At 35.5% G+C, this 22,913-nt stretch carries 26 protein-coding genes and 6 tRNA genes; 16 read left to right on the top strand and 16 right to left on the bottom strand.

The features are described 5' to 3' along the window. On the bottom strand, positions 1-163 hold a 163-nt coding region (locus tag ACN6NE_RS19800), incomplete at its 3' end, for a cold-shock protein (RefSeq protein WP_474326792.1). A gap of 355 nt (positions 164-518) precedes the next feature. Here ACN6NE_RS19800 and ACN6NE_RS19795 point away from each other — a divergent pair. Further along, positions 519-659 (top strand): FbpB family small basic protein, encoded by a 141-nt coding sequence (locus ACN6NE_RS19795; RefSeq protein ID WP_335566468.1) that lies wholly within the window; start codon positions 519-521, stop codon positions 657-659. An 868-nt stretch (positions 660-1,527) separates the two neighbouring features. Here ACN6NE_RS19795 and ACN6NE_RS19790 read toward each other — a convergent pair. Next, the gene (locus ACN6NE_RS19790; protein ID WP_474326789.1) at positions 1,528-1,893 is read right to left on the bottom strand and encodes a hypothetical protein; all 366 of its coding nucleotides are present in this window, start codon (positions 1,891-1,893) and stop codon (positions 1,528-1,530) included. 196 nt (positions 1,894-2,089) lie between these two features. Here ACN6NE_RS19790 and ACN6NE_RS19785 point away from each other — a divergent pair, with 196 nt between their 5' ends. The 7 genes from ACN6NE_RS19785 to ACN6NE_RS19755 all read left to right on the top strand — a co-directional run bounded on the left by ACN6NE_RS19785 (position 2,090) and on the right by ACN6NE_RS19755 (position 7,890). After that, the gene (locus ACN6NE_RS19785) at positions 2,090-2,248 is read left to right on the top strand and encodes a hypothetical protein (protein ID WP_155404447.1); all 159 of its coding nucleotides are present in this window, start codon (positions 2,090-2,092) and stop codon (positions 2,246-2,248) included. Between the two features lie 124 nt (positions 2,249-2,372). Next, complete coding sequence (locus tag ACN6NE_RS19780; protein ID WP_474326787.1) at positions 2,373-2,720, top strand: helix-turn-helix transcriptional regulator; 348 nt, start codon at positions 2,373-2,375, stop codon at positions 2,718-2,720. Positions 2,721-2,982: 262 nt separating this feature from the next. Next, the gene (locus ACN6NE_RS19775) at positions 2,983-3,240 is read left to right on the top strand and encodes a hypothetical protein (protein WP_474326785.1); all 258 of its coding nucleotides are present in this window, start codon (positions 2,983-2,985) and stop codon (positions 3,238-3,240) included. Further along, on the top strand, positions 3,240-3,731 hold the full coding sequence (locus ACN6NE_RS19770; protein ID WP_474326784.1) for a hypothetical protein: 492 nt from the start codon (positions 3,240-3,242) through the stop codon (positions 3,729-3,731). The genes ACN6NE_RS19775 and ACN6NE_RS19770 overlap by 1 nt, the downstream gene beginning before the upstream one ends. A gap of 1,115 nt (positions 3,732-4,846) precedes the next feature. Continuing rightward, positions 4,847-6,133 (top strand): replication protein, encoded by a 1,287-nt coding sequence (locus ACN6NE_RS19765; RefSeq protein WP_474326782.1) that lies wholly within the window; start codon positions 4,847-4,849, stop codon positions 6,131-6,133. A gap of 109 nt (positions 6,134-6,242) precedes the next feature. Next, positions 6,243-6,998: a ParB N-terminal domain-containing protein gene (locus ACN6NE_RS19760; RefSeq protein ID WP_474326780.1), complete on the top strand. Its 756-nt coding sequence runs from the start codon at positions 6,243-6,245 to the stop codon at positions 6,996-6,998. Positions 6,999-7,020: 22 nt separating this feature from the next. Further along, positions 7,021-7,890 (top strand): hypothetical protein, encoded by an 870-nt coding sequence (locus tag ACN6NE_RS19755; RefSeq protein WP_474326778.1) that lies wholly within the window; start codon positions 7,021-7,023, stop codon positions 7,888-7,890. 142 nt (positions 7,891-8,032) lie between these two features. Here ACN6NE_RS19755 and ACN6NE_RS19750 read toward each other — a convergent pair whose 3' ends face one another. Further along, complete coding sequence (locus ACN6NE_RS19750) at positions 8,033-8,734, bottom strand: MerR family transcriptional regulator (protein WP_098197538.1); 702 nt, start codon at positions 8,732-8,734, stop codon at positions 8,033-8,035. A gap of 985 nt (positions 8,735-9,719) precedes the next feature. Between ACN6NE_RS19750 and ACN6NE_RS19745 the strand changes: the two genes are divergently transcribed. Both ACN6NE_RS19745 and ACN6NE_RS19740 read left to right on the top strand, forming a co-directional pair. Next, positions 9,720-9,947 carry a helix-turn-helix domain-containing protein gene (locus ACN6NE_RS19745; RefSeq protein WP_098197537.1) on the top strand — a complete coding sequence of 76 codons (228 nt, stop codon included), beginning with the start codon at positions 9,720-9,722 and terminating at the stop codon, positions 9,945-9,947. Positions 9,948-10,412: 465 nt separating this feature from the next. Then, positions 10,413-11,240: an STAS domain-containing protein gene (locus ACN6NE_RS19740; protein WP_098197536.1), complete on the top strand. Its 828-nt coding sequence runs from the start codon at positions 10,413-10,415 to the stop codon at positions 11,238-11,240. A 290-nt stretch (positions 11,241-11,530) separates the two neighbouring features. Here the strand turns inward: ACN6NE_RS19740 and ACN6NE_RS19735 are convergent, their stop codons facing one another. The 4 genes from ACN6NE_RS19735 to ACN6NE_RS19720 form a co-directional block, all read right to left on the bottom strand. Further along, on the bottom strand, positions 11,531-11,719 hold the full coding sequence (locus ACN6NE_RS19735) for an aspartyl-phosphate phosphatase Spo0E family protein (RefSeq protein WP_406900015.1): 189 nt from the start codon (positions 11,717-11,719) through the stop codon (positions 11,531-11,533). Positions 11,720-12,019: 300 nt separating this feature from the next. Then, complete coding sequence (locus ACN6NE_RS19730) at positions 12,020-12,715, bottom strand: hypothetical protein (protein ID WP_474326775.1); 696 nt, start codon at positions 12,713-12,715, stop codon at positions 12,020-12,022. Then, entirely contained in the window at positions 12,712-13,845 is a 1,134-nt protein-coding gene (locus ACN6NE_RS19725; RefSeq protein WP_474326773.1) for an FtsK/SpoIIIE domain-containing protein, read from the bottom strand. Before ACN6NE_RS19725 ends, ACN6NE_RS19730 begins: the two co-directional genes overlap by 4 nt. 12 nt (positions 13,846-13,857) lie before the next feature. Then, positions 13,858-14,157 carry a hypothetical protein gene (locus ACN6NE_RS19720; protein WP_474326771.1) on the bottom strand — a complete coding sequence of 100 codons (300 nt, stop codon included), beginning with the start codon at positions 14,155-14,157 and terminating at the stop codon, positions 13,858-13,860. Between the two features lie 522 nt (positions 14,158-14,679). Between ACN6NE_RS19720 and ACN6NE_RS19715 the strand changes: the two genes are divergently transcribed. The 3 genes from ACN6NE_RS19715 to ACN6NE_RS19705 all read left to right on the top strand — a co-directional run bounded on the left by ACN6NE_RS19715 (position 14,680) and on the right by ACN6NE_RS19705 (position 15,966). After that, the gene (locus ACN6NE_RS19715) at positions 14,680-14,955 is read left to right on the top strand and encodes a GlsB/YeaQ/YmgE family stress response membrane protein (protein WP_474326769.1); all 276 of its coding nucleotides are present in this window, start codon (positions 14,680-14,682) and stop codon (positions 14,953-14,955) included. Positions 14,956-14,985: 30 nt separating this feature from the next. Beyond that, positions 14,986-15,111, top strand: a complete 126-nt coding sequence (locus tag ACN6NE_RS19710; RefSeq protein WP_474326767.1) for a hypothetical protein — start codon at positions 14,986-14,988, stop codon at positions 15,109-15,111. A gap of 375 nt (positions 15,112-15,486) precedes the next feature. Beyond that, positions 15,487-15,966, top strand: a complete 480-nt coding sequence (locus ACN6NE_RS19705; protein WP_474326765.1) for a hypothetical protein — start codon at positions 15,487-15,489, stop codon at positions 15,964-15,966. Positions 15,967-16,576: 610 nt separating this feature from the next. On the opposite strand, the gene ACN6NE_RS19700 is transcribed toward ACN6NE_RS19705, so the two are convergent. From ACN6NE_RS19700 to ACN6NE_RS19665, 8 genes are all read right to left on the bottom strand, one after another. Then, the gene (locus ACN6NE_RS19700; protein ID WP_474326763.1) at positions 16,577-19,225 is read right to left on the bottom strand and encodes an SGNH/GDSL hydrolase family protein; all 2,649 of its coding nucleotides are present in this window, start codon (positions 19,223-19,225) and stop codon (positions 16,577-16,579) included. A gap of 389 nt (positions 19,226-19,614) precedes the next feature. Continuing rightward, positions 19,615-19,686, bottom strand: a tRNA-Gln gene (locus tag ACN6NE_RS19695). A 7-nt stretch (positions 19,687-19,693) separates the two neighbouring features. Continuing rightward, positions 19,694-19,770 (bottom strand) — tRNA-Met (locus ACN6NE_RS19690). An 18-nt stretch (positions 19,771-19,788) separates the two neighbouring features. After that, positions 19,789-19,881: transfer RNA gene (locus ACN6NE_RS19685), tRNA-Ser, on the bottom strand. Positions 19,882-19,895: 14 nt separating this feature from the next. Further along, positions 19,896-19,972, bottom strand: a tRNA-Ile gene (locus ACN6NE_RS19680). A 26-nt stretch (positions 19,973-19,998) separates the two neighbouring features. Then, positions 19,999-20,070 (bottom strand) — tRNA-OTHER (locus tag ACN6NE_RS19675). Between the two features lie 29 nt (positions 20,071-20,099). Next, positions 20,100-20,181 (bottom strand) — tRNA-Leu (locus tag ACN6NE_RS19670). Positions 20,182-20,768: 587 nt separating this feature from the next. Further along, positions 20,769-21,176 carry a hypothetical protein gene (locus ACN6NE_RS19665; protein ID WP_474326761.1) on the bottom strand — a complete coding sequence of 136 codons (408 nt, stop codon included), beginning with the start codon at positions 21,174-21,176 and terminating at the stop codon, positions 20,769-20,771. 210 nt (positions 21,177-21,386) lie between these two features. Between ACN6NE_RS19665 and ACN6NE_RS19660 the strand changes: the two genes are divergently transcribed. From ACN6NE_RS19660 to ACN6NE_RS19650, 3 genes are all read left to right on the top strand, one after another. After that, entirely contained in the window at positions 21,387-21,584 is a 198-nt protein-coding gene (locus ACN6NE_RS19660) for a hypothetical protein (protein ID WP_474326759.1), read from the top strand. Positions 21,585-21,930: 346 nt separating this feature from the next. Then, complete coding sequence (locus ACN6NE_RS19655; RefSeq protein WP_240702752.1) at positions 21,931-22,125, top strand: hypothetical protein; 195 nt, start codon at positions 21,931-21,933, stop codon at positions 22,123-22,125. Positions 22,126-22,140: 15 nt separating this feature from the next. Continuing rightward, positions 22,141-22,440, top strand: coding sequence for a spore coat protein (locus ACN6NE_RS19650; protein ID WP_129710682.1), 300 nt, complete (start codon positions 22,141-22,143; stop codon positions 22,438-22,440). A 108-nt stretch (positions 22,441-22,548) separates the two neighbouring features. Here the strand turns inward: ACN6NE_RS19650 and ACN6NE_RS19645 are convergent, their stop codons facing one another. Continuing rightward, positions 22,549-22,839, bottom strand: a complete 291-nt coding sequence (locus tag ACN6NE_RS19645; RefSeq protein WP_474326757.1) for a spore coat protein — start codon at positions 22,837-22,839, stop codon at positions 22,549-22,551. Positions 22,840-22,913 lie beyond the last annotated feature (74 nt).

Below are 22,913 nucleotides of genomic sequence, written 5' to 3'. Positions count from 1 at the left end.
GACCTTGCTCGATATCAAAATTAACTTTTTGACCTTCTTCTAATGATTTGAAACCTTCACCTTGAATAGCACTGAAATGAACGAATACATCGTCTCCGCCTTCGATTTCAATGAAACCGAAACCTTTATCTGCATTAAACCATTTTACTGTACCTTGTGTCATAATGTTGCCTCCTGCTGTGGAATACTCCACAAATGTATTACCTCTCTTGCCCAATCATACTATTTCAAGATAAAAACTTCTGTTTAAGATTTTTTCTTCTCTCAATCTTACACCGAACAAAAATAAGTTAACTGTAGTGTAACATATAGATGTATTGATAGCAAATAACGGAAATAGAACCCTAATACAAAAGGTATATACTATTACAACTACCTTACTCTTCTTAATTTGACTATTATAAGAATAAAAATTATACTCTTCATTTTATGATAGTAAATAATTGCTTTATCCCATTTAATCGTTATAATCATACTTGTCTACGGACTAAACTAAACAGTAAGAAAGAAGTGCCATTATGAGAAAGTTAAAACCCTCTTTTCAAAACCTAGTCAATGAAAACAGACATGAAATACTAGAAGATAAAAAGGTTATGGAAAAGATTGAAGAAAAAATTGAAGCTCGCCAAGAGCAGGCTATAAAGATGAAAACGAAATAAGAGTAGAATAAAAACATCCTATCTAAACGGATGTTTTTTTGTATTGTACTGCTGTCGCATCTCTAAGTAAATGTCTTTTTACAGGATATTTCATCTGCCATGTCGAATCTAGCAAGTCACAAGGAAGGGGCTGTTAATATGAATTCAAAAGAAGTTGGCAACTACTAGAGAACTAATGAGGAATGCTAAAGAACAAACTGATTTACCTTCTGAGTTAGAACAAGACTTAGAGAATTTAGAATTACAACGACGAATGAAACAATTAGAGTTAGAAAGTAAGTTCCTAAAAAACCAGCACGATGAACTAGTTTAATTCACAGCATACGTTCAGTGGTGCTTTTTCAACATTTTAACCCTTTTACCTCAGAACCCCTTATCTATGTGCCCAATGCGTATTTGTCTAGATTTCGCACTTTGGTTATGACAAAATCCCCTCCCTTTTTAGAGCAAAACATGTTATAATACGTTTAACCAATACTTTAATTTCGAAAAAGGGTGCGTTTCCTAAAGGAAACGCACCCTTTTTTATTATAATTTACGCAGGCTGAATGTTATCTTCCAAGTCATTATCATTTTTCTATTAAATAGCTGAGATATGATATAATGAGAATATCTTTCGATTTCAATGCACATGTAATCTTAAGAGGCCAGACTAGTGGTAACTAGCCTGGCTTTTTTATTCACCTATGTTTTATACTTCTTTATATATGTACAATTCGTATTATGCTTATTTGAAAAAGCATCCTTTTTCATTATGTTTCCTCCCTTTAAAAAAGGGCAAATAAAAAAACTGTGGGAATTTATTTTGTACAAGTGTTATTTTTTTCTTCTATATTTAAATAAACAATCCCCTCTCTCTTAATTCAACTCACTCTTCATATAGGTTTCCCAGAGCAAAAGCTATAGGGATCCACCTTTCTGTTTCATACGCACGGTATATATTTCCAGACACTGGATAGTCTGGCACTTTATCATCAAATATATATAATGTACTCGGAACATTTTGAGGTATAATTGCTCGATCATCAAACATTAATTCTAAGATAGCCTTACAGAAGTCTTCAGACATCCCTACCCACAGCTTTACATTTTGATTGCTGGGTATATGAATACTGTAATCACCTTTATAACTTATACCTTTTCGTTCCAATATGCGTTCAATCTCGGCGAATGAGACATTATCCTCTCTCTTCTTAATTAATTCTAAAACAATTTGTTTTATCCTTTCTCTCATTTATAATCCTCCTCATTCTTGACACTGCCATTATAGCAGGTTCTTTCTACAATAAATATCCAAATATAGGTAAATTATATTTAAATTTTAGATTTGAAAAGTAAGATAAAGTTATTGACCATGGTAATTTTATCCTTTAACCTAAATACAAGTCACTCATTCGAGTGACTTGTATTTGAAGAGTGTGAGGGATTATATGACTAAAACACCGTCTGGATTTAAGCGTTTAAATGCTGATATTCCCGAAGAGTTGTTTAAAGAATTTGCAAAGAGATGTATTGAAGAAGGCGTGAGCAAAAAAGAATTTCTTGTTCAACTTTTGGAAAAAGAACTCTTTAAAGATTCAAAGAAGTAAAGAAAATTAAACAAAATAAAAGGGCACTTCCTCTGCGAAAGGAAGCACCCCCATGTTAAAACTTAGTACGTAACGGACTTCTATTATAACATGGGTTGCCCTCAAAAAACAGGAGGGTCTTATCATGGATCAAAGTGAAAAACTTTTAATGGGAATTGAACATATTTTAAGTGTGGCATCTGATTTAGTTGATGAAGTAGCTCGATTAAAACGTGTAGAAGAGGAATGTAAAATCCTGAAAGAAAAAGTATTTCTTAATCAATTTACTGTTGCTGAACAACAAGTTTTTGAGCTTGCTTTGGATGGATATTCTGGACGGGAAATGCAGTTGATACTATCCAAAGAAGAAACCACAATTAAATCACAAAGACAAAATATCATACGCAAATTAGGTGTGCCCTCCATGAAAGAAGCCGTTGAAAAATTTCAACATTTAGAGTACGAATCACCAAAAAAACTTCTTCAATCCTGATAAACTGACGTGACCTTCAGAGGGACTTCACATCATCAGAATATACACGATAAGTCACCTGTAAAGGGGACTTTATATCCACACTATATACTCAGAAGGGAACCTTAAAGCGTGCACCTAAGCAAATTTCGTGGTATCACGGTGAAGCTAGGCTCTGCCTAGCCCCACACACCCTGTGGGGGCAAAAACCCCTTATGCTCTTCAGGATGTTTTTTATGTTATTGATGTTGATGCAATAAAAACACAGAAGAGGAGAACAAACATGGAGATTAAAGTGAGAAATGTATGTCCGGTTGCTGTGAGTAAAGTAGATCGTTTAGCCAAAGAAAAAGGTCTTTCTCGACAAGCTTTTTTGAAAGAACAAATTGAAACATTATCGATTATGGAAGAAGTAGAAAAGCAAGAACAAGCTATTGATGATTTGTATGATCGAACGATAGATACAATGCAAAGATGCTCAGATGCGATGACAAATATGGATCGTACATTCAATAAACTCTTTGGGGAGGATGACGAATAATGACCGCAAGCAAACACAGAAGAATGATTTCTTTAAGTGAAGAGGCTGATGAGTATCTTCATAAACATATGAAAGAAAGGGGCTACCGTTTTCCAGGGGAAGCCATTGCAGATATCATTCGAAAGTATGAACGATTAAAAAATAACGAACCTGATGAAACATTTTTAGACGTTGCTACAATTGACGCAATAGGTCAGGCTTATCTGAAAAGAGCAAGTGGATTTTATCAGTACTTAGACGATGAGTTAAGTGAGATAAAAGAAACGACAAAGAACACACAAATAGACACTCGAGTATTAATGGAACTCGTTAATAATTTATACGACCAATTAAATATTCAAAAGTTTAATTCCACAGAGTTCGGTGAAACAGAAGCTACCAAGAAGGCCAAAAGAGTTGCGCTACATAAAATTCAAGAAGAAAAAATGCAGTTCAGGGAAAAAAGAAAACGGGAAGCAGCAGAAGAAATGGACCATTTATTTGAAGATTAATCGTAGCGTTTATAAAAGCAGGCCTTCGCCTGCTTTTATACTATAGTGAGATGAAGAATTGTATTAGCTAAGTTCGAAAAGTCCATTTATAAGTAAATTTAGCTTTCATACCTATGTCTTGATCGATAAATTACGTTTGTTTTATAGGTAAACTCCTAAGCTATGTAGTTAGTTTCTGAGATTTTTAACAGTCATTGTGAGCTTCTAAGAATACAAAAAGCGTAAACTATTCAGAAGACATTAAAGAGGCTTATACGAAGCGTAAAAGCCTCCCAGAGCTATCTTAATAAACAAGATGAAGCATACGCTTCCCTCTCACAAACAATATAGTACAAATCCAAAGAACTATATAGTAGCTCATTGCTTTTTACTAACTCCAAGTCGTTTACTCCTCCATTGTTAAATCTAACCACAAGAGTTTAACTTAGGACCAACTTATATATAGCCTTCTGTACTAACTTTAAGGCCAAAATTATTCCCCTTCCTTCATAGTTAGAAGCTACCTATACCATATTATGAGCATATTGAATAGGGTGATTTTTTCTCACCCCATCTACCAAAAAGGATTAGAAAAAATCACCCTACCCAGAATAGCTATTTACCATTATCATTAAAAGTGTACGAATTACCAAGCCTTTAACGTTATAAAAATGCAGTATTATAACATACTTTTAACTATTTGGGGAGGGGTAAAAAAATACCCCTCCCCAGATTCCACAAATTCAGCTATGATGAAGTCGACTCCTAAAGAAATAACAAACGGATCGTAGCTAAAAATACTTGTTTTGATATATTTTGCTAATTTTTTATTGAATTATAAGACTACTTAACGCTATAATTGAATTAACAAAAACGTGCGGATAGAAAAAAGACTTCAACTGTTTAAGTAGTGTTACAGCACTCTTAAACCGTTCCCCCTAATGCGACTAGGGAAAACACTTGTCGAAGTCTCTTGTTAATAGAGTTAGTTTTTCTTTAAAATAAAACTTATGGTTTTATTTTATATGAAATTGACATCTATTTCAAGGGCTTAGTTCATCAAAATCACGGCATTGTTTTCCTTTCTTCAGGGAAACAGTGTCTTTTTTGTGTTCCTAAAAGGAGAAGATGAACAAATGACAAAGATATTGACTTGCTATTTACCCGATGTAAATACCTTCAACGGACGATTCACATGGTTATGGAAAGAAACACCGACTCTTCGTAAAAAGAAAGAAGCGTTTTTAGAAACCCTTCGTACATACTTTAAACAACAACAAGAAGCCCTACATAAAGTATTCCCTAAAAAACGGATGGAAATGTTAGATTACGTAATTTATAACCTTGTTGCTACAGGCATTCAAGCGATTCACTCCAAAACACTTATGGAAAAGTTTGATGTATCCCAAAGTACCGTTTCTCGCTTTGTGAAATCGTTAAAAGCAACACCGTTTATGATCGTAGCACGTTATATCAAAGAAGATACGACAGGTGCTCACCCTGATAGCTATGTGTTTATCCTTAAAAGCCATACGAATTTTGATCAAATTTGCGAGGAAATCTTTTTTGCACATGATACAACAGGTATTCAAACGCTTCAACAAGAAGAAATGACAACTCCTGTGACAAGTCCTGTGACAAGTCCAGAAAGTGCTGAAAACGTTGATACAACAAGCTTTGAGGACGAAAAAACGTCGTCCCCCTTTATTAACCTTGATTTACCTAAAAAGCATTTAAATAATCATTTAATATCTGCTTCACAGTCGTTCGCTTATATCAAAGGTGTGCCTAAGAAAGTAAATAATGTGTATGCAGGTAAATATGGTCATCACCTAAAAGCTTTTTATGCTCGTATTCAAAATGCTGCAAAAGCAGTAAAACGAGATACAAAGATTGAGATTGTGAAAGAACAAGTACATGAAGTTGCTTATACAGCCATTGTAGGATTAGATAAATATGTCCATGAGGCAAATCATAAGGGTACTTCCCTATCACTGGATGAAATGTGTCGTCTTGTTTATCAAATTGCTTACAATCAATTTACGAATCTACTTAAAGGGAATACAGAAGAACCAACATCTGAGTCAGACATACATACAGAAGTTCAACCAAAAGCATTACCTAAGCCTAAACAGATCATCCGTAAGGAAATCGTTCCTGCTTGGTTACAAGCTGAACAGGAGCAAAAAGAGCCTACACAAGAACCAGCTCTTTCTCTAGATGAGCAGCTTGAAATGATCCAATTAAAGCAAGATTTAGGGCAAACACTAACACCAGAAGAAGAAACCTTGCTGCAGGAACACAGTACTACGTACAGTTCGTTAGAAATGGCACAGCTGAAACAGGATATAGGACAAGTCTTAACACCACAGGAACAGGCTTTATTACAACAACATGCCCAATTACAGGACACTGTTTCATAATCAAAAAGTGAAGAAATCCCTTAGAAGCTGATGTTTAGTAAGAGTATTATTATTTAGAACATACTTCTAAATAATCAATATATATATATCTATGTAGGAGGAGATCACGATGCCACATAAAATGACCTTAACCGGTTCTGCGACAGGACCATTACGAGAATATGACCGTTACGTTGCCTTTGATATGCGAGAAAAAGGTTCACCTTCTGCGCCTAAAGGGTTAAAGAAGAGTACGTTTATTTCGTATACCGTGTTTATTGCAAAGAAAGCCTTTAATAAAACCGGACTCACAAAAAAGAGTATTATGCATGAAAAAATCTTAATTCAAGGGGAACCCACGCTAGATATTCCCATTGACGAGTGCCCTGGCGAAATAGGTGTTATCTGCTTTCAGATTACCGTTCTCCCGAATAAAAACGATAAAGAAGCCAATGAGTCAAATGATAAAAAAGAAGCGAAACAAGAGGCTTCTAAGGCACAGCAAGAGGTTGCAGCTACTAAGCAGGAAGAAAAACAAGAGCCTGTAGCAAAAGAAGCGAAAACGGTACAGCCAGAAGTGAACGAAACACCTGTTCAAGAGAAGAAGGCTGCACAACCAAAGAAGCAACAACCTATTCAGCCAAAAGGGACAAAGGATGTCGTGAGTTTTGAGGATATTATCGTTCCTGAAGCCTTCTTAAAGACACGTCCAAACCCTGTGAAAACAGAGGAAGTCGTTGAGTTTGTGAAGCGTACAGGACACCTTGACAAGCCTTTAACAATTGAGAAAGGTTCGAAGGTCTTAAAAGATGGCTATCGTCGTTATATTGTGGCCAAAACCGTGAAAATGGATAAAGTCCCTGTGGTTTATGAACATCAAAAATAAAGCAAAATCGAAGGAGGCAGCTATGAATACCAACTATATGTCAGAGTTTGGACTGCAAACATGGGCTTATCATCTAACCATGTGTTGCCCTTATGATTTAGGTCATTTATCGCCAGATGATCGAAGATATAATATATATGTAGCTACTCTTATCCCGAAAATAAGTATAGATGAAGATTCTGTCCAATTCTTTGAAAATCATATACGTTTTGATGTCATTGTTGGAACAGGCGACCATACTTCAAGGGAGACGCTTGATGTTTCCGTTTTTCCAAGTGTTATCCCAGGATTTGATCACAGAAAATTTGAATTTGAATATGAGCAGCCACGTAAAGCAATTGTATTTACAGGTTGGGAAAAGGGTGTTATCGAGTTAAGTCTACTTCAAGTCTATCGTGAGCATTCAAAGTATTACCTAGATACAGAAATCGTTTATATTGGGCAGGCATTTGGAGAAAATGGAGAACAACTTCCTGCTGAAGAGTTAATGTCTGATCCTACGTTACAGAAGTTAGAAGCAGATCTTTTACGTGAATATCCAGAAAAAGATCTAGCTCTTCTATTATTGGAGTTCAAATCACAATTATTAGAGGAAATAGATAGTGAAGACGAAGATCTAATTCAACTACAAGAGCTAACAAAGAATCCACCTCTGGAATTAAATAATCAAATCTTAGATGCAACAGAAGCAGCTCTAATCAACCATTTCAAACCTGAGTACAATGAGAAGTTCAACAATGGTTTTTCTCGCGTAGAAGATCACGGGTTACATTATCATTCCATCACTGTGCAGGTTCATCCTGATATTATGGGATTAAAGCTATTCTCAAAGGAAAAGACATACCTATCCAATGAGCGTATTGTCTCTTCTCATTTACTCTCAAAAAAATAAAAAAGAGTCATTCCCTTCAAATAGGTTATGAAAAGACTATAAAAAAAATAAGACAAAGTAAAAGGCCCTCTTGCTTCGCAGAAGAGGGCCTTTTACTTTGTCTTACTTCTTATTTAATTTCACATGACGGATAAACCATATATTAATTAACACTTTCATCACTTTGAACATATTGAAGAACTTTCTTATCTATATATGATTCAATAAAATCCTGTCTTTCCCCTAGTTTTTCGGTTTTCTGCAGACCTAGAAAACCACTTCGTATAAACCTTTCACTTTCCGGTTTTTGATTCCACAATTCAACAGCTTCTTCCCGTGCTTGAATCCTTATTTTCGCTTCAACCTCTCTCAACCTTTGCTGGTCTTGTTCAGACTTTTTAATGTCTGGCAAGGTTCGCATTAATTGCTGAAGAGATAGTATTTCTTGAGTAGTATTTTCAGATATCTGTTTTATTTGCTTTTCAGTATGTTTAACAAACCCATCAAACAACTCAGCCATTGATTTTATTTTTTCTGTATTACCTTCTACTTGCTCTTGCAGTTCCTCTACTGATTCTTCTAAAAATGACTTAAGAGACTCATTTTTCTCAATCATTTCATCGGTCAATTCCTTGTTAAAATGCGCTTGAATCATTTTTAAAGAGTAGTCATTTTCTTCTTTTAAACGTTTTGCTTCTAGCAGATCATTTAGATCCTGCTGACTAAAGCGCCGATGACCACCTTCGGTTCGACTACCCTGCAAATTCATATATTTCATATATTTTCGCACATTGGATTGAGACCATCCTAGAATCTCTGCAACATCTTTTATTTGATAAGATAATTCCTCTTGTGTTTGCGACATAAATCAATCACTCCTTATCTTGTTCTACGCCAAGATTGCTATACTGGTTAACATTATATCAAATCTACTACTAAACTTTCACGAAATTCTTCATAAAGTACTATCCAATTTCAAACAAACATAGTTTTGAATATATAATTCTACACAAAAGAAGATATAACCTTTTGTAATCTATAATTAATTTTGCACAATCTTGAGTATAAATTAAACTTAAGTTGAACTACAAGGTGAATATTACATTTAATTTTGCACGTTCTTGAGTGCAAGTTTAACTTGAGTTTAACTATAAGGATGATATTGCATTTAAACTTATGCGTTCTTAAGTATAAGTTTAACTCTAGTTGAGCAAATTGCACATAAAATTGTATAGATAAAGTGCAGGATATCGAATGGTAGTCTCTTTCATAGAGAAATTGTACTTATTTTTGTATTTAAAAGGGGCAAAAACCTCGCAATACATGGCGTTCTGAGCGAAGTTACATAAAATCCTTGTCAAATCAAGTGTAGAATCGCTCAGTTTTAGTAGATAAGGAACTAGAGTGACTGTTTAAGACAGATTCTATAGCTGGTAAGTTAAATAATGACTGAAATAAAAAAGTGCGCTAAGCATTCTAAATAATTGATTCATAAATTGTTTAAATTAATTGCATAAGTTATTTATTTAGAGAAAAGTGACATTTTATGGTCTACTACGTATTCTTTGCACCGAAATCAAAAAAAGAGCCTTGCTTCTATTCTTAGAATCTAGGCTCTTTTCTATTTAGATACGAATATCCACAACAAAGACCGCCCATTATTTATAGTGTATAAGGCGGTCTTAACTGTATTCATGCTATATGTCTATGGGAAAAATATCGACAACATGCGAAAATTAATTTTATTTCTCTTATTCTATGCCTAAATTACTTCCTTATGCCTATATTTTCTCCAAAGATGATTCAAAGTGGTGAAAAGTGGACAGGCTGATAGATAAGGAGGGATGGTTATGTTCTGGTGGAAGAATCCAAAGCGTTCAAAGTTTGGTAGGTGGTTAGATCAAGAAGGTATTGCTCAGGTTGATTTTGCAGAGAGAAGTAAAGTATCGAGAAATACCATTTGGCGTATTTGTAACAATAGAGACTACATACCATCACCTGTTGTCATGAAGAAAATTATGAATACTGCTCGAAAAATGGACAAAAACAAGAACATTCAAGACTTTTTTGACATATAAAAAGGCTTACTGAACGTATTTTACCTAGTTCTTTAAACAATGTGCCGCTTAGGTACTTAATGCTTCTGAGATAGCTTCTTAATCTATATAATATAATTAACAAAAATAGGCATTTTAAAAGGGGATGATTCTATTGTCCGGAGGTATTATACTGGGTATTGTCATTGCATTAATTATATTTCTAGCTATGGCTAAAACAGTAAAAGACACCCAGAAAGACCACGAGAAAAAAGACATTAATTTATGAATATCATATATAAAATATAAAGCTCGTTTACATAAAACGTATTACAGCAACTACGTAATTAATAGATCTCTTACTGAGTAAAGTAAGATAATTTTAAATACAATCACTAAATATTATGGTTTAAGTTATTTAGCTTTTGCATAAAGGAACCCGTTTTACCAAAAAAATATATATGTTATGCTTTTACTACATAATCATGATGTTTAGTAGGTGAAAAAATGGAAGATGTATTGCTAAATAAAAAATTACAACGGATTACGGCTGTAATCTTACATAAAAAAAAAGAATTAGCTGAACAAAAAAGACATTATCATTTTTATAATCATGATGTTTATGTTCAATTGGTTCCTTGGCGAAAAAATTTAATTGAAATTTATGCAGAATCTATATCTATTGATGAAGAGCATACTTTTCAAATCTTAGAACAGTGGGGAATCGAAGTAGCAAATCTATTAACGGCTCTTCAACTTCCTTTAGATATTGCTTTAGAAGAAATCAGTTATTATCGAAATCAAATTGGAGAAATCATTACACAAGAAGCAAAGAAAGAAAATTTTTCCTTTGATTTGTTCTCTAAGGTTATATCTAGATACAATTTGGTAGTAGACAAAGCTGTACATTGGGTCAGTAAATCTTATATGAAAGATTATATAGATAAAATTCAATCTGCTCAGTACGCTATAGATGAACTATCTATACCTGTAGTGCGTGTAACAAAAGAAATTGGTGTAATTCCTCTTGTAGGGGAGATTGATACACATAGAGCTCAAATTTTAATGGAAAATGCATTGAAACAAGGTAACACTTACAGACTGAGTTGGTTAATTATTGATCTATCTGCCGTACCTATTATTGATACTATGGTTGCAGACCAACTTTTCAAAGTGGTTGCAGCTTTGAAACTTATAGGAATAGATGTTGTATTAAGTGGCATTCGCTCTGAAATTGCCCTTACAATGGTTCAGTTAGGTGTAAAATTAAATGACATCGTCACTTTCAATACCCTTTATGGGGCATTAGAGTACACAAGTTCTCGAGTTAAGTAAATATTTACCTATCAATAAATGGTTGTAAGACAAAAAGCCTTGCCTACTATGGCTTAGAACGCCATCTTTATAATTAGTATTCCTAATAAAAAGCTATCTCGCTTATTGTTGAGATAGCTTTTTATTAGGAAGTAAAGGTACAAAAATACCTTTACTTTATTATCCAAATTATTTATAATTTACAAGTCGATTAGTAAGTTAATCACCACTTACTAAAAAGCGATCGCTTTCTCATGCTAGGCCAATGCGGAGAGAAAGCGATTGTTTTTTACTTATTAAGAAACGAATACTTACTTTGTTAAGCTTACCTTATGTAATCTATTTAATAATTGATCAATGGACTGACTGACTTGAAGTGTACTTTCACTGGTTATACCTTCTTCTCGTGCCACTTGAATCATATTCTCCTTGGCCTTTTCTATTTCTATAAGTAAAGTTTGTTTTAGAACATCCTTATCCTCCTGCAATATCTCTCCCACCCGTTTACCAAAAGTGTTAATTCGTCAACTTATTTAACAATAAATGTATGATCCTTCTATTTCAACACCCAATATAAAATAAAGGCAGGGTATGGTTGATAATGCTTACTTAAAGGGTCGAAATCCTGGAAAAAGGGTTTGAATAGTCATTTTCTTTGTGTAATATTCATGAAAAATGTGGAAAGTTTTACATAAATTTGGTATTTTATACTTGCTATGACGTTCACATTTCAACGAGTGTGAAATCAGAAAAACTGCCTCATTCTCTGTGTTGAGGCAGTTTTTTTATGTTGTTCGCCATTACGTGAGATTGATTTTAATCCCACCAGAAGAAGCTGATGTTCTTGGCTTTGCCTCTCTTTGCTGTTTAGCTGAACTCTTATATTTCTCCATTAATTCATGAATACTTGCTACTTGTATAATGCGAATGTGATTTGAAGCCACCGCATAACGAACAGGTGTAATCAAAATAACGGAAGGGAAGAGTGCTGGTCGATCTTCTGGTTGCCAATGCAATGCTTTCCATTCATCCGAAAAGAAAAACTCCTCATAGAGATTGATCTTCGCTTGCATTTTCTGTTCGGAATACTGATTGCGTTGTATTTCAATCCAAAAAGGAGATCCTTTAAAAATACAAAACAGATCCGGTTCAATGCCTCCTTTTCGTCCTGTGGGCTTATCTTCGACAATGACGTGTTTAGGCATACTATACGTACACATTTGCTTATAGACATCTAGAATCGAAAGGAAATGGAGTATTTTCTGCGAGTTCTTTTTAATTTTGGCCTCTACAGGTAAATACACGGTTGGAGAATACTGCTGTGTGCGTTCGATTAACCCTAACCGATATAAACGTACCATCACACTATTACACGCATTTACGGGCGATTTTAGCTGTTTAAAGAACAGTTCTACCAGTGAATCTCGATCTACAGCTCGAAATTGATTAATAAGCCCAATGATGTCTTTATCGCGCTGCGATAACCGAAAGCTCATCGTTGTTCCTCCTTCTCTAATAACCCAAAGATGGATTGTGAAGCAACTTCTATACGTGGCTCAGGATCATGCACCAAGGTCTTATAAGGAGAAAGTATTTCCTTGCAGGCTCCTTCATCTAAGAAATAAGCTTGAAACTCTTTCACTCCATCAATTTTAATTTTCATGCGTCCTCTGGCTGCGGCATCGATTTCTTCTGCGCCGATTACTCCGGCTACTTTCGCATTTATGGCATCGGCCTGCCTTCCCGAGATCCGAACCCGTAAGTTTGCTTTGAGTGCTGAATTTAATAAATCGGCATCCGGACGCTGCATGGCAATAATCGTGTGGACACCTAGGGCACGGCCTTGACTTGCAAACTGTTGGATCATCTCTACGAGATCTGTTTCTCTCTTCACTATGGACATTTCATCAATTACTACAACGATACGAGGGAGCTTAAAAGGTAGCCTGCTGATGTGTGTGACACCATGCTCTAACAATAAATCGCCTCTTCGATACATTTCAGCTCGTAATAAAGCAAAAGGTTTTCTCATCTCCTTGGCCTCAAAGCAAAGCGCATCCACATGCTCAATCCCATGAAAAAGCCCTAAATCAGCTCGTTTCAAATCGACTAATACTAATCGCAGATCATCAGGCGATGTATATTTTACCCACGTGGTGAGGATCACACGCATGAGGCTGCTCTTTCCGGCTCCAATTTCGCCAGAAATAAGTAACGTTTCTAAATCGGCAAAATCCCATGAAACGGGGTTTCCATAGATATCTTGACCAATGCATACGGGAAGCTCCATCTCTTCAATATGAGGATGAATGACTTCATACCTATAATTGAGCATCTTAGGTAGGCTTTTGTGATGAACGGTAATACTAAAGTTCTTTAAGCTGCCATTCACTTCAATATTGCTGCCTAATACTTGTCGTAAGGCCCATCTTTTCTTCGTTAAAAGTTCAGGATCAATGCCATTCAGTAAGGAAAAAGCATACCGAGTGTAGGTGTGCTGATGATCAATCTGATGAATTTTAGGAAATTGATAGGAGGTACGATCCCCACGCTTTATGACCCGATAAATCTCTGCTGTACGAAACGCCTTAATCAACTGGCCACGCAATTTGAGTTTCTCAAACATCAACATTCCTCCTTAAAACATAAAGGTCGCAAAAAAGTAAAATAAAGCCCCATAAAAGGTGACAGGCAGGATAAACCGCATCACTTTCGCAAACTGATCAACCAGATCAATGACACCCCATCGCTCTAATATTCGTTCAATGATGGCGATTCCTAAGACAATTCCTCCTATGGTTAGAATAGTAGGGTCAAGCATGGCAAGTGGACTAAATGGGACAAAGGAATATGCCTTGAATGGACGAGGTTTTGTGGAGGGCTTAAAGGATGGTTTATGGAGGAAGTTTCGAAAAGTAATATAATGAGTTTTTCTCATGCTGGTACCTTCTTTCATTCGTTTAATTTTTTTGCCTTTCAAATACTAATTATTTCAGCTCACCGCATCCGGTCGCCCCCTTCGCCTCTTCGGCTCAGCTCCCTTACAGGTTTCAACAAGGGCGTCACTAAGCGTATACAGCTTGTATTAACGCAGTAACGTTACTGAAATAGATACTGATTAGGTGATGAAGTTAAGATTCTTTAGATACTATGTAGCTACTGCAGTAAGCTTGCCTGTCCAGTCAAAAAATAAAAAAGAACCCTTACTGCAGTAGGGGATCAGTAGATGGTTGTGTAAGAGGTGCTTGGCTTATAGATATTAGGGTTGTACCATGGTTTACTCTTTTTATGAAATAGACGAGGCGTTAGAAGGTGTCCCAAAAGATAAAATAGATTGCAAAAAAGATACATGACCTTATAACATAAAGAGAAAAAACTTATAGAGGAAAAAAATAACAGGATTAATGGATTTTAGTTGGGGGTAAAGTCAACTAACTATTTCAAAAGGAGAGAGTGATTTATGGAAATTCTATGGATGCTAATTGTAGGTGGAATTATCGGTTGGCTCGCTGGTTTACTTACAGGACGTGACGTTCCTGGAGGCATTATTGGTAATATTATCGCTGGTTTTATTGGCTCTTGGTTAGGTAGTTTTATCTTGGGAAGTTGGGGACCAGTCGTTGGTGGCTTTGCAATTATCCCAGCCATTATTGGATCTATCATTTTAGTGATAATTGTAAGTTTTATTTTACGAAAAATGGGCCAAAAAAAGAATCATGGTCATCACGCAAAATAAATTGAAAAACATAAATTAGAGGGACTAAAGATGAGAGAAGAAAGTAAGTCTGTGTTAGATGGTTTTGTTGAAGATAATCAATTCGAATTAGATTCTTACCTTACTTATTTATTCGATCAACTTAATCATGAGAGCGAAATTCCGTTAGAAGCTTAATGAAAAGCCGAATGTTTTGTTATAGAGAAAAAGATAAAAAAATAATAAATCAGAGTATAGCATAAGCGACCTTAGTAACTTGGTTTACGATATATAGGGTCGTTTATTGTTATGAGGAATGTTTAAAAATAAAATGAAGATTTTCTTCATAGCAAATCTCAAAGATTATTAATCACTTTCACTCCTGCTTTAGTAAAAAACGATTGGTTCTATACGTTGATTAAAGTCCTTTCGAATTGCCAAACGAAGGATTATACATATGATTAAAAAAGGCACGTTCTTTGTTGGGAAAATCTGTTCATTGTTAATAAGAATTTATCTACCTTAATAAGCTAACCATTTAATAAATCATTTCATAATAAAGGAGATGGAAGTGTGTTTGGATTCAGTGATATGCCTAAGTTCTTGTTTTCTTTCTTACTTGTACTACCACTTGTGTCTCTTGTTCACCAATTAGGTCATTCTATCATGGCAATTTTTTTGGGAGGGAGAGTGGATTTTACCATTGGAAAAGGAAAAACCATTTTTAAATGGAGAAAAATTAAAATAAAATCTGTTTACTTTTTAGATTCTTTTTGTGTATATGAAAAACTAAAATACGACAATCGATTTACCCATGCTTGTGTCTACGCTGGAGGTGCCATCGCTAATTTAGCTTCTATTTTCCTTATAAATGGTTTAGTTATAGCTGACCTCCTTTCAGCCAGTCTCTTTTCTTACCAGTTTGTCTATTTTTCTATTTATTATATTGTCTTCTCACTACTGCCTATTAAATTTACAGAAACAACTTCAAGCGATGGACGTGCTATTTATGATGCATTGAGATATGGAAAAATAACATGTAACCCTGATTAATAAAGCTAAAATGGTAACTTGAAGATACAGGTCTTGCGAAGCTACATATTATTGTAACGCCAATTTGAAATCTTAATGTAACGCTTCTCCAACGGGATACAGCAAGTTAGAGTCGCCCATTGAAAGGCGTTTCTCTAACGAATCGTTAATAAATGTATGTTCTGTCTGGATCCAAGTAAAAGCTTGTATTAACGCGGTAACGTTACTGAACTAGCTACTGATTAGGTAACGAACTCGCGATTCTTTAGATACTATGTAACTATTTCATTAAGCTTGCCTGTCCACTCAAAAATAAAAAGAAACCCTACTGCAGTAATGAAGCAGTAGCTGGTGATATGAAAGGTGCTTGATTTTTATATAGGTAGGACTTGGCCTATAGGCCTATCATTTTCATAAAGTGGACAAGAAATCTAAAAGCGTCCCAGCATATAAAGTAGAATGTAATGAGGATCAGTCAGAGTCTAGTGAATCGTTCCGATTTACACCAATAAAATAAATATAAAAAAGAGAAGGGTTGAACCTTCTCTTTCTGCTACCACATCTATACTTAGGTATACCTTTTCATTTCTTACCATTCATAAAAAAATCGAACCCTTATGAAAATAGCTTATTATAAAAATGGATAGATTGCTTCTGCGTAAGCAATGGCGCCTTTTTTATTAGGATGACCAATTGAAGCTCGTTTGCAAATCTCAAAATCGACTCCTGTACATCCAGATTTTGTACAAGAAACTAGCCTTTCTGCTGCAATAAAATCTTGTGGTGACATATCTAAATTAATGCCAAATACATATGGGTCATCAGTAAGCGCAGAGTGCTCCCCATCAATATTTGGATCAGCAAAGAAAAAGCGTTTTTCTCCAGTTAAGTTAGCATTTGTTTCATCCACAGCCTGTTGAAGAAACACTTTGGACTCATTGGCCAGTTGCATACTTCTTGCATGTATGATTTGAAGATGCTGCTTAGTCAGAAATCCAGCACCAATACCACCCGGTATTCCTTGCACTGCTATTCCTAAAGCAACTAATAAAATTTCCACAGCACTTAAATCACTATGTTCAGAAACAGGAGGGTAGTATCCAGTTACAATTACCTTAGCATTGGGAAAGGTAGTTGCTACTTTTTCTAATAGGGTTTTGCTACCATCGAGAAAGTGCTTACGATGTAGCTCAGTTAAATCAATATCAGTAAAAGGATTTAGGACGGTTCTAAGGTTAACATCGTTTATTCCACCATCCATAATGATAAGATCTACTTTAGAAGGGTCTCCGACAAATAAATCACACTGCTTAATGATAGTCGGGTATGAATTAGGCACCTCTCCATCTGTCGTTGGAAGAGATGAATTGTCGTTGACTCCAATAATAGCTCCTGAATGAGCAAGTACTTGAGTATAATATCCGATATTCCCATTTCGGGCTTTTATGGCATTTCCAACAAGGGAATAATGTTTTTCATGTTCAGCTAACCCTTGACCCCAAGAAACAGAATCGCCTATTACAAGCGTATGAAATGTATCTAATACTAAATTAATAGTGTTAGATGGCGTTCCATCTGATAGTAAAATACTCACCTTTACTGGTTCCCCCGATGGGTTTTCTTCTATTGAAGTTGGTCTAACTAATGTAAACTCGAGCTGAGTAGGACTCAATAAGGTAACATTGGGCATATCCTGATCATTTATTCGGACAATTGTACTTTCTGAAAATCCACTACCTATTAAGTTCACTTTCTTTCCTGGGCTCACGCGTGCAGTGATTTGATTATCCTGCTGAGCAGAGTCGATTTTAGGTTTAATATATAGAGAAGCCTTGTTAGATAAAGTTCCATCCAGCTGTTTTACCTGAATTGTATGCTGGCCACCCTTTAAAGAAGGAACTATAAACTGCAAAGCAGTGTCACTAAAAGCATTTGTTTGCACAGGAGAACCATCTATTAACACGGTATCTGATTTTGTAAAGCGTTTACCTTTTAAGGTTATGCTATCACCTGCAAAAGCATAAGCTGGCACTGCTTCAAAAATAGCTGGCTCTAATAGTTTAAGAGCAATATCATCTGGTTCGATGACGTACATACCAATTGGTTCGGCAAATTTTCCTCCACTGTATCCACTAGAACCTTGACCAGCATAAGAACCATCAGGTCCATTTAATCCCGCAGTTCTCGATCCAGGACCACAAACTGCGCCAAAGTTTGCTTTAACGGAATCCCCTACCGGCCCCCCAGCACCTCCTATACCTGGATAGCCAGGCTGACCTCCACTCCCTCCGCGTCCTCCATCGACAGTAATATAAAAACCCTTAAGGTATTCGTTGATAACTGCTTGTGGAGCATAAATTGAAAGCTTTCCTCCATGCCCTCCATGTCCTCCGTCTCCACCCTGACCTGCATTTCCACCTACCCCTCCGTTACCTCCAGCACCTGCTCCTGCCTTACAGAATCCTGACCAGTCTAATTGAGCAGGTTTTCCTTTTCCTCCTTGGCCACCATTTCCCCCATCTTGTCCAGCGCCACCAGTAGTCCCATCTTGACCTCTTAAATCAAAAGCAGGACGTCCGATCATATCAAGCACCCATACTTCTAACTCAGGTGCATTATTCCCGTCTGGGGCTTTACTACCTTTGATACCATGTGTACCATTTGTTCCTGAAATTCCTACAAGCGTTGTAGACGTTGGTGCTTGAGGAGGGGTTCCGGGTTTCCAAGGCTTAGATGGAATAGATTTGCTTGGCCTTTCCCAAGTAAACGTAACATTTTTTCCAACTGTAATTTTTTCCGCAATTAAAATAAGATATTGTTGAGGTTGCTTGAGAACTACAGTGGTATTATCCTGTAGATTTATTTCCGTAGCTACCCAATAGGCTGTATCGATATTAATTTGAGAAGCAATACTGGGTGTGGAAGCAAGAGATACTGTTTTAGATGGAAATGGAACTGATTTTAAAATAGAACCCTGGCCACCAAAAGGTTGAAGTACAGGTGAGCTTACAGTATTGGTTACTTTATAAGCTGACTGAAAGTAAGCCTGGGTAGCAATTAAATTAGATTCAGGTCTTGTAACACCTGCTTGAGGTATTAAATTCCCAGATAAATTCAGTATCCCAAGGGATGAGATTGAGGTAATACCAACGGATTCTAGGACTGCTTTATGGTATTGTATTCGTTCTTGGCTTGAACTAGTGGTTGAAATGATTGAGTTATGACTAACCGAAAGAGATTTTAATGAAACTGGAATAGCTGATGTTAAATTTTTAGACATATGGATCCTCCTGAAATAAATAATTCTAAAGTATAATATTCTAGGCATTTTGGTTTTATCCGCCCTTGAGAATTAGGAAAATATCCCTTTGGAATGAGGGGTACAAAGGCCTGGATGATAACCCGATTAACAATATATTTACTGTGCTATCAAAATAGACCAATCTCTTAATTTTTATATAATCAGTGTTTACCTAGTGGTCTTTATTTTCATGAAATTGGTAAGAGGTAAACATATAATCGATTGAAAAAATAGAAGGTAGTAGGGATGAGAAACAATATTATAATGAAGGGGATATTGCAAATTGTATAAAGATTAAAATGAAATCTATACAAAAAAGCTCTACCACTTAAAAATGGTAGAGCTTTTTTCTTAATTAATATGAATGACTGGGCTAGCTGGATTCGAACCAACGAATGACGGAGTCAAAGTCCGTTGCCTTACCACTTGGCTATAGCCCAATAAAAATGGTTGCGGGGACAGGATTTGAACCTGCGACCTTCGGGTTATGAGCCCGACGAGCTACCAGACTGCTCCACCCCGCGATAATAATAAAGATATAATGGAAGAGGAAGAGGGATTCGAACCCCCGCGGGCTTTGACACCCCTGTCGGTTTTCAAGACCGATCCCTTCAGCCAGACTTGGGTATTCCTCCATATTTCAATTTAATGGTGGACCTTGTAGGACTCGAACCTACGACCGGACGGTTATGAGCCGTCTGCTCTAACCAGCTGAGCTAAAGGTCCTTTCTAATTTCAGAATTATAATGTAGAGGCGGCAACCGGATTTGAACCAGTGAATAAAGTTTTTGCAAATCTTGGTCTTACCCCTTAACTATGCCTCCCTATTTCTGCTTATTACTTACTCGGATGATGCGGGTGAAGGGACTTGAACCCCCACGTCACAAGACACTAGATTCTAAGTCTAGTGCGTCTGCCAATTCCGCCACACCCGCATATAAAAGTGGTAATTTCATTAAGTAATTCATCTTATTTTACGAACTATACATATTCTATTTCATATTTTCGCAGAAGTCAATATCCACGAAATTGGATTTTTCACTTTAAATATTTGGTTTAAAGTAGAAAGATGAAAACCGACTTGGAATGTTTTATATTGACGCATTGCTTCTACCTCTCAAGGATTCGTTGTAGCTTGCCCTTCACTTACGTCTCTTTGAGTTTGCTGTTTTATTTTTTATATACTAGCGTGAATCTAGTCACTAATATTTTCAATGAACTGGGTGAGAGGTCTAAAGACATACCAATATCTGAATTCTTTAGAGAATGCGCTAATACATTATATCTAAAGTATTATGACTTTGAATAAGCTTCCAGTTGTTAACTCACCTTAATAATGTAACTAAATTTTTAAAAAATCCCGAGAATAAGTCAGAGACGGTATAAAGACAATGACCAGAAAGGCAAGCCAAGTAGCGATACAGTAGATTCTGCTGATAACCTAAAACTTTGAAAGAGAATTAGAGCAGTATTGTTACTACCTACTCAGCATTTTTGTCATTTTAAAAAAACCTTGATTATATTACCACTCATCTTCTGAAAAAGTGTTAATTATGGTATGTTCAGTTTCATCTACTTCTGATTTTTTTATCAAATGAATTTGATTTTGGTCAGGAAACGACTGTAATTTTAAGTAGTATGTCTCTTCACTACTATATACTCTGCCATGCACATGTTCTGTTAGTTGCCCACTATAAATATAAGAGTTATCTTTCCAACGATAAATATCTACAATAAAACTTGCATCACTAGTTTTTTTGGAATTTCTTTTATCAGCGTCACCTGGATTTAATTCTGATGGAAAAATAACATTAGGCTCATCTATATCTCCTTTCCACTCTAACTTCAATTTTCTATCAGTGTCATTTATTAGCTTTAAATAATGTTGGGGACGTGGTACATCGTTTTTACTTTCTTCAGATGTTAACATTTGATCACTCCTATTAAGACTTTATAGATATATCCTTTCCATTTAGAAAAAAATTACTTTACTTTTTCGTGTTTATAACATTTTGTTAGTAGGAAAAGAAACCTGGAATATTATCTATAAGCAGTATCTATATCAGGAAATTCATTTTGTCTTATACTACCTCTTATATTTTTTAACTCAAATCAAACAATATATTTGGGAGGTTTTTTCATGCGAGAATTTAGTATCAACAAACGATTAGATGGTAAAAAAAGTTATTTAGGAAAGTTCGATAATGATTATGCCAAACATTTACACTTAAATAATCCAGCCTCTACTAACATGCACGAGTTAGAAGGTTTAGATGAAATAGCTAATACGAAAAACATAATAAGTAATATACAAGAAAATATAGAAAATGACGGTTAATAACAGGGATAGTTGTAATGTCAGATGTAAGAAGTCACCTAACAGAGTATATGTATAAACCTTTCACTATACAAGGGCTTGAACTTAGTATAACTGAGGAAAGGATGACACCTCGTTTGTCATCCTTTTTTTATCACTAGGAAAAATATATTTGTATGTAGCTAATAGATTAGAGACACCAAACTAATCCTTTTAGCAAATTTTCTTTTAGAATCATTTATCTGAAGTTATTTACATATAAGTTCCGGTTTAATCTATAAGGTTTCAATGCATTTAGAATAATAAAGACTTCCAAGGGGACGTTAAAGCGTGAGCTATCTATTTAGTAAAGGGAGGGGACGATGCAATGGCTGAAATGAAAGACTTAGGCGTTCATGAGACATTGGAACTTCATGAACTTTTAACGTTTAAAAATATTTGTTTAACTAAATCTGCGACTATGAGTGGATTAGCACAAGATGTAGAGCTCAAAAATATCTTAGCTCGAGACGTTACTCAAACTAAATTACATGTCCAACAATTAAAAAGCTTGTTATCTTAGAAGGAGTTTACGATCATGAATCAATTTGTTCAGAATATGACTGGAATGGGTGGAATGACAGACCAAGTCATTGCCACTGATTTTCTAATCGCCGCAAAAACAGGAATTAAAAACTATGCTTTAGCTTTGTCTGAAACTTATAATCCAGAAGTCAGAGAAATGTTACGTACACATTTAAATAAAGCCATTGATACACATCAAGAGATTACGGATTATATGGTATCAAAGGGATACTATCATCCTCAAAATGTACAGGAACAGCTGAAGGTAGACTTGCAAGCAACTGATACAGCCCTAAATCTTCCTCAACAATAATATTAAAGTATTTTCATTAGCAAAAAAGCTATCCACTAGACGAAGTGGATAGCTTTAGTTATTTGTTTTATGTTTATCATTCGACTTAAATACTCCTCGACATATCATTTAACCTTTTGCTAAATCTAACGCTTTATCTGCCTTTTTCAAATCGTGATTTACTTGCTCTTCAACATCATAGGCATGATACATTTCATTATCAATCATATACTGAGCGATTTTTTCATGAAGATCGATCGCTTCGTCTAATTGTTTTTTTAATACTTTGCGTACTTCTGGTGTTGCTGTTTCTGTAAGTGCTACTGCATATGTTCGTACACCGTTTTTCGCTGATAATAATAAATCCGTAGCAATAGCAAGATCATCTAATGTTTTGTTAAGCATACTTTTAGTAGCCATTCCTCGATCCCTCCTGTTATTGAGCTTTCTTTAATATTTTTTGTAATTCATCAATTGCTTTAGTAGACGTTTGC

The organism is Priestia sp. 53B2 (genome assembly GCF_056099005.1).
The sequence above is the reverse complement of the archived record's forward strand: the minus strand, read 5'-3'. Positions and strand labels throughout refer to the sequence as shown.

What these genes read in the sequence shown, in the direction of transcription:
- ACN6NE_RS19795 (WP_335566468.1), top strand. Translation starts at nt 519, where the DNA reads ATGAGAAAGTTAAAACCCTCTTTTCAAAACCTAGTCAATGAAAACAGA.
- ACN6NE_RS19790 (WP_474326789.1), bottom strand. Translation starts at nt 1,893, where the DNA reads ATGAGAGAAAGGATAAAACAAATTGTTTTAGAATTAATTAAGAAGAGA.
- ACN6NE_RS19785 (WP_155404447.1), top strand. Translation starts at nt 2,090, where the DNA reads ATGACTAAAACACCGTCTGGATTTAAGCGTTTAAATGCTGATATTCCC.
- ACN6NE_RS19780 (WP_474326787.1), top strand. Translation starts at nt 2,373, where the DNA reads ATGGATCAAAGTGAAAAACTTTTAATGGGAATTGAACATATTTTAAGT.
- ACN6NE_RS19775 (WP_474326785.1), top strand. Translation starts at nt 2,983, where the DNA reads ATGGAGATTAAAGTGAGAAATGTATGTCCGGTTGCTGTGAGTAAAGTA.
- ACN6NE_RS19770 (WP_474326784.1), top strand. Translation starts at nt 3,240, where the DNA reads ATGACCGCAAGCAAACACAGAAGAATGATTTCTTTAAGTGAAGAGGCT.
- ACN6NE_RS19765 (WP_474326782.1), top strand. Translation starts at nt 4,847, where the DNA reads ATGACAAAGATATTGACTTGCTATTTACCCGATGTAAATACCTTCAAC.
- ACN6NE_RS19760 (WP_474326780.1), top strand. Translation starts at nt 6,243, where the DNA reads ATGCCACATAAAATGACCTTAACCGGTTCTGCGACAGGACCATTACGA.
- ACN6NE_RS19755 (WP_474326778.1), top strand. Translation starts at nt 7,021, where the DNA reads ATGAATACCAACTATATGTCAGAGTTTGGACTGCAAACATGGGCTTAT.
- ACN6NE_RS19750 (WP_098197538.1), bottom strand. Translation starts at nt 8,734, where the DNA reads ATGTCGCAAACACAAGAGGAATTATCTTATCAAATAAAAGATGTTGCA.
- ACN6NE_RS19745 (WP_098197537.1), top strand. Translation starts at nt 9,720, where the DNA reads ATGTTCTGGTGGAAGAATCCAAAGCGTTCAAAGTTTGGTAGGTGGTTA.
- ACN6NE_RS19740 (WP_098197536.1), top strand. Translation starts at nt 10,413, where the DNA reads ATGGAAGATGTATTGCTAAATAAAAAATTACAACGGATTACGGCTGTA.
- ACN6NE_RS19730 (WP_474326775.1), bottom strand. Translation starts at nt 12,715, where the DNA reads ATGAGCTTTCGGTTATCGCAGCGCGATAAAGACATCATTGGGCTTATT.
- ACN6NE_RS19725 (WP_474326773.1), bottom strand. Translation starts at nt 13,845, where the DNA reads ATGTTTGAGAAACTCAAATTGCGTGGCCAGTTGATTAAGGCGTTTCGT.
- ACN6NE_RS19720 (WP_474326771.1), bottom strand. Translation starts at nt 14,157, where the DNA reads ATGAGAAAAACTCATTATATTACTTTTCGAAACTTCCTCCATAAACCA.
- ACN6NE_RS19715 (WP_474326769.1), top strand. Translation starts at nt 14,680, where the DNA reads ATGGAAATTCTATGGATGCTAATTGTAGGTGGAATTATCGGTTGGCTC.
- ACN6NE_RS19710 (WP_474326767.1), top strand. Translation starts at nt 14,986, where the DNA reads ATGAGAGAAGAAAGTAAGTCTGTGTTAGATGGTTTTGTTGAAGATAAT.
- ACN6NE_RS19700 (WP_474326763.1), bottom strand. Translation starts at nt 19,225, where the DNA reads ATGTCTAAAAATTTAACATCAGCTATTCCAGTTTCATTAAAATCTCTT.
- ACN6NE_RS19665 (WP_474326761.1), bottom strand. Translation starts at nt 21,176, where the DNA reads ATGTTAACATCTGAAGAAAGTAAAAACGATGTACCACGTCCCCAACAT.
- ACN6NE_RS19660 (WP_474326759.1), top strand. Translation starts at nt 21,387, where the DNA reads ATGCGAGAATTTAGTATCAACAAACGATTAGATGGTAAAAAAAGTTAT.
- ACN6NE_RS19655 (WP_240702752.1), top strand. Translation starts at nt 21,931, where the DNA reads ATGGCTGAAATGAAAGACTTAGGCGTTCATGAGACATTGGAACTTCAT.
- ACN6NE_RS19650 (WP_129710682.1), top strand. Translation starts at nt 22,141, where the DNA reads ATGAATCAATTTGTTCAGAATATGACTGGAATGGGTGGAATGACAGAC.
- ACN6NE_RS19645 (WP_474326757.1), bottom strand. Translation starts at nt 22,839, where the DNA reads ATGGCTACTAAAAGTATGCTTAACAAAACATTAGATGATCTTGCTATT.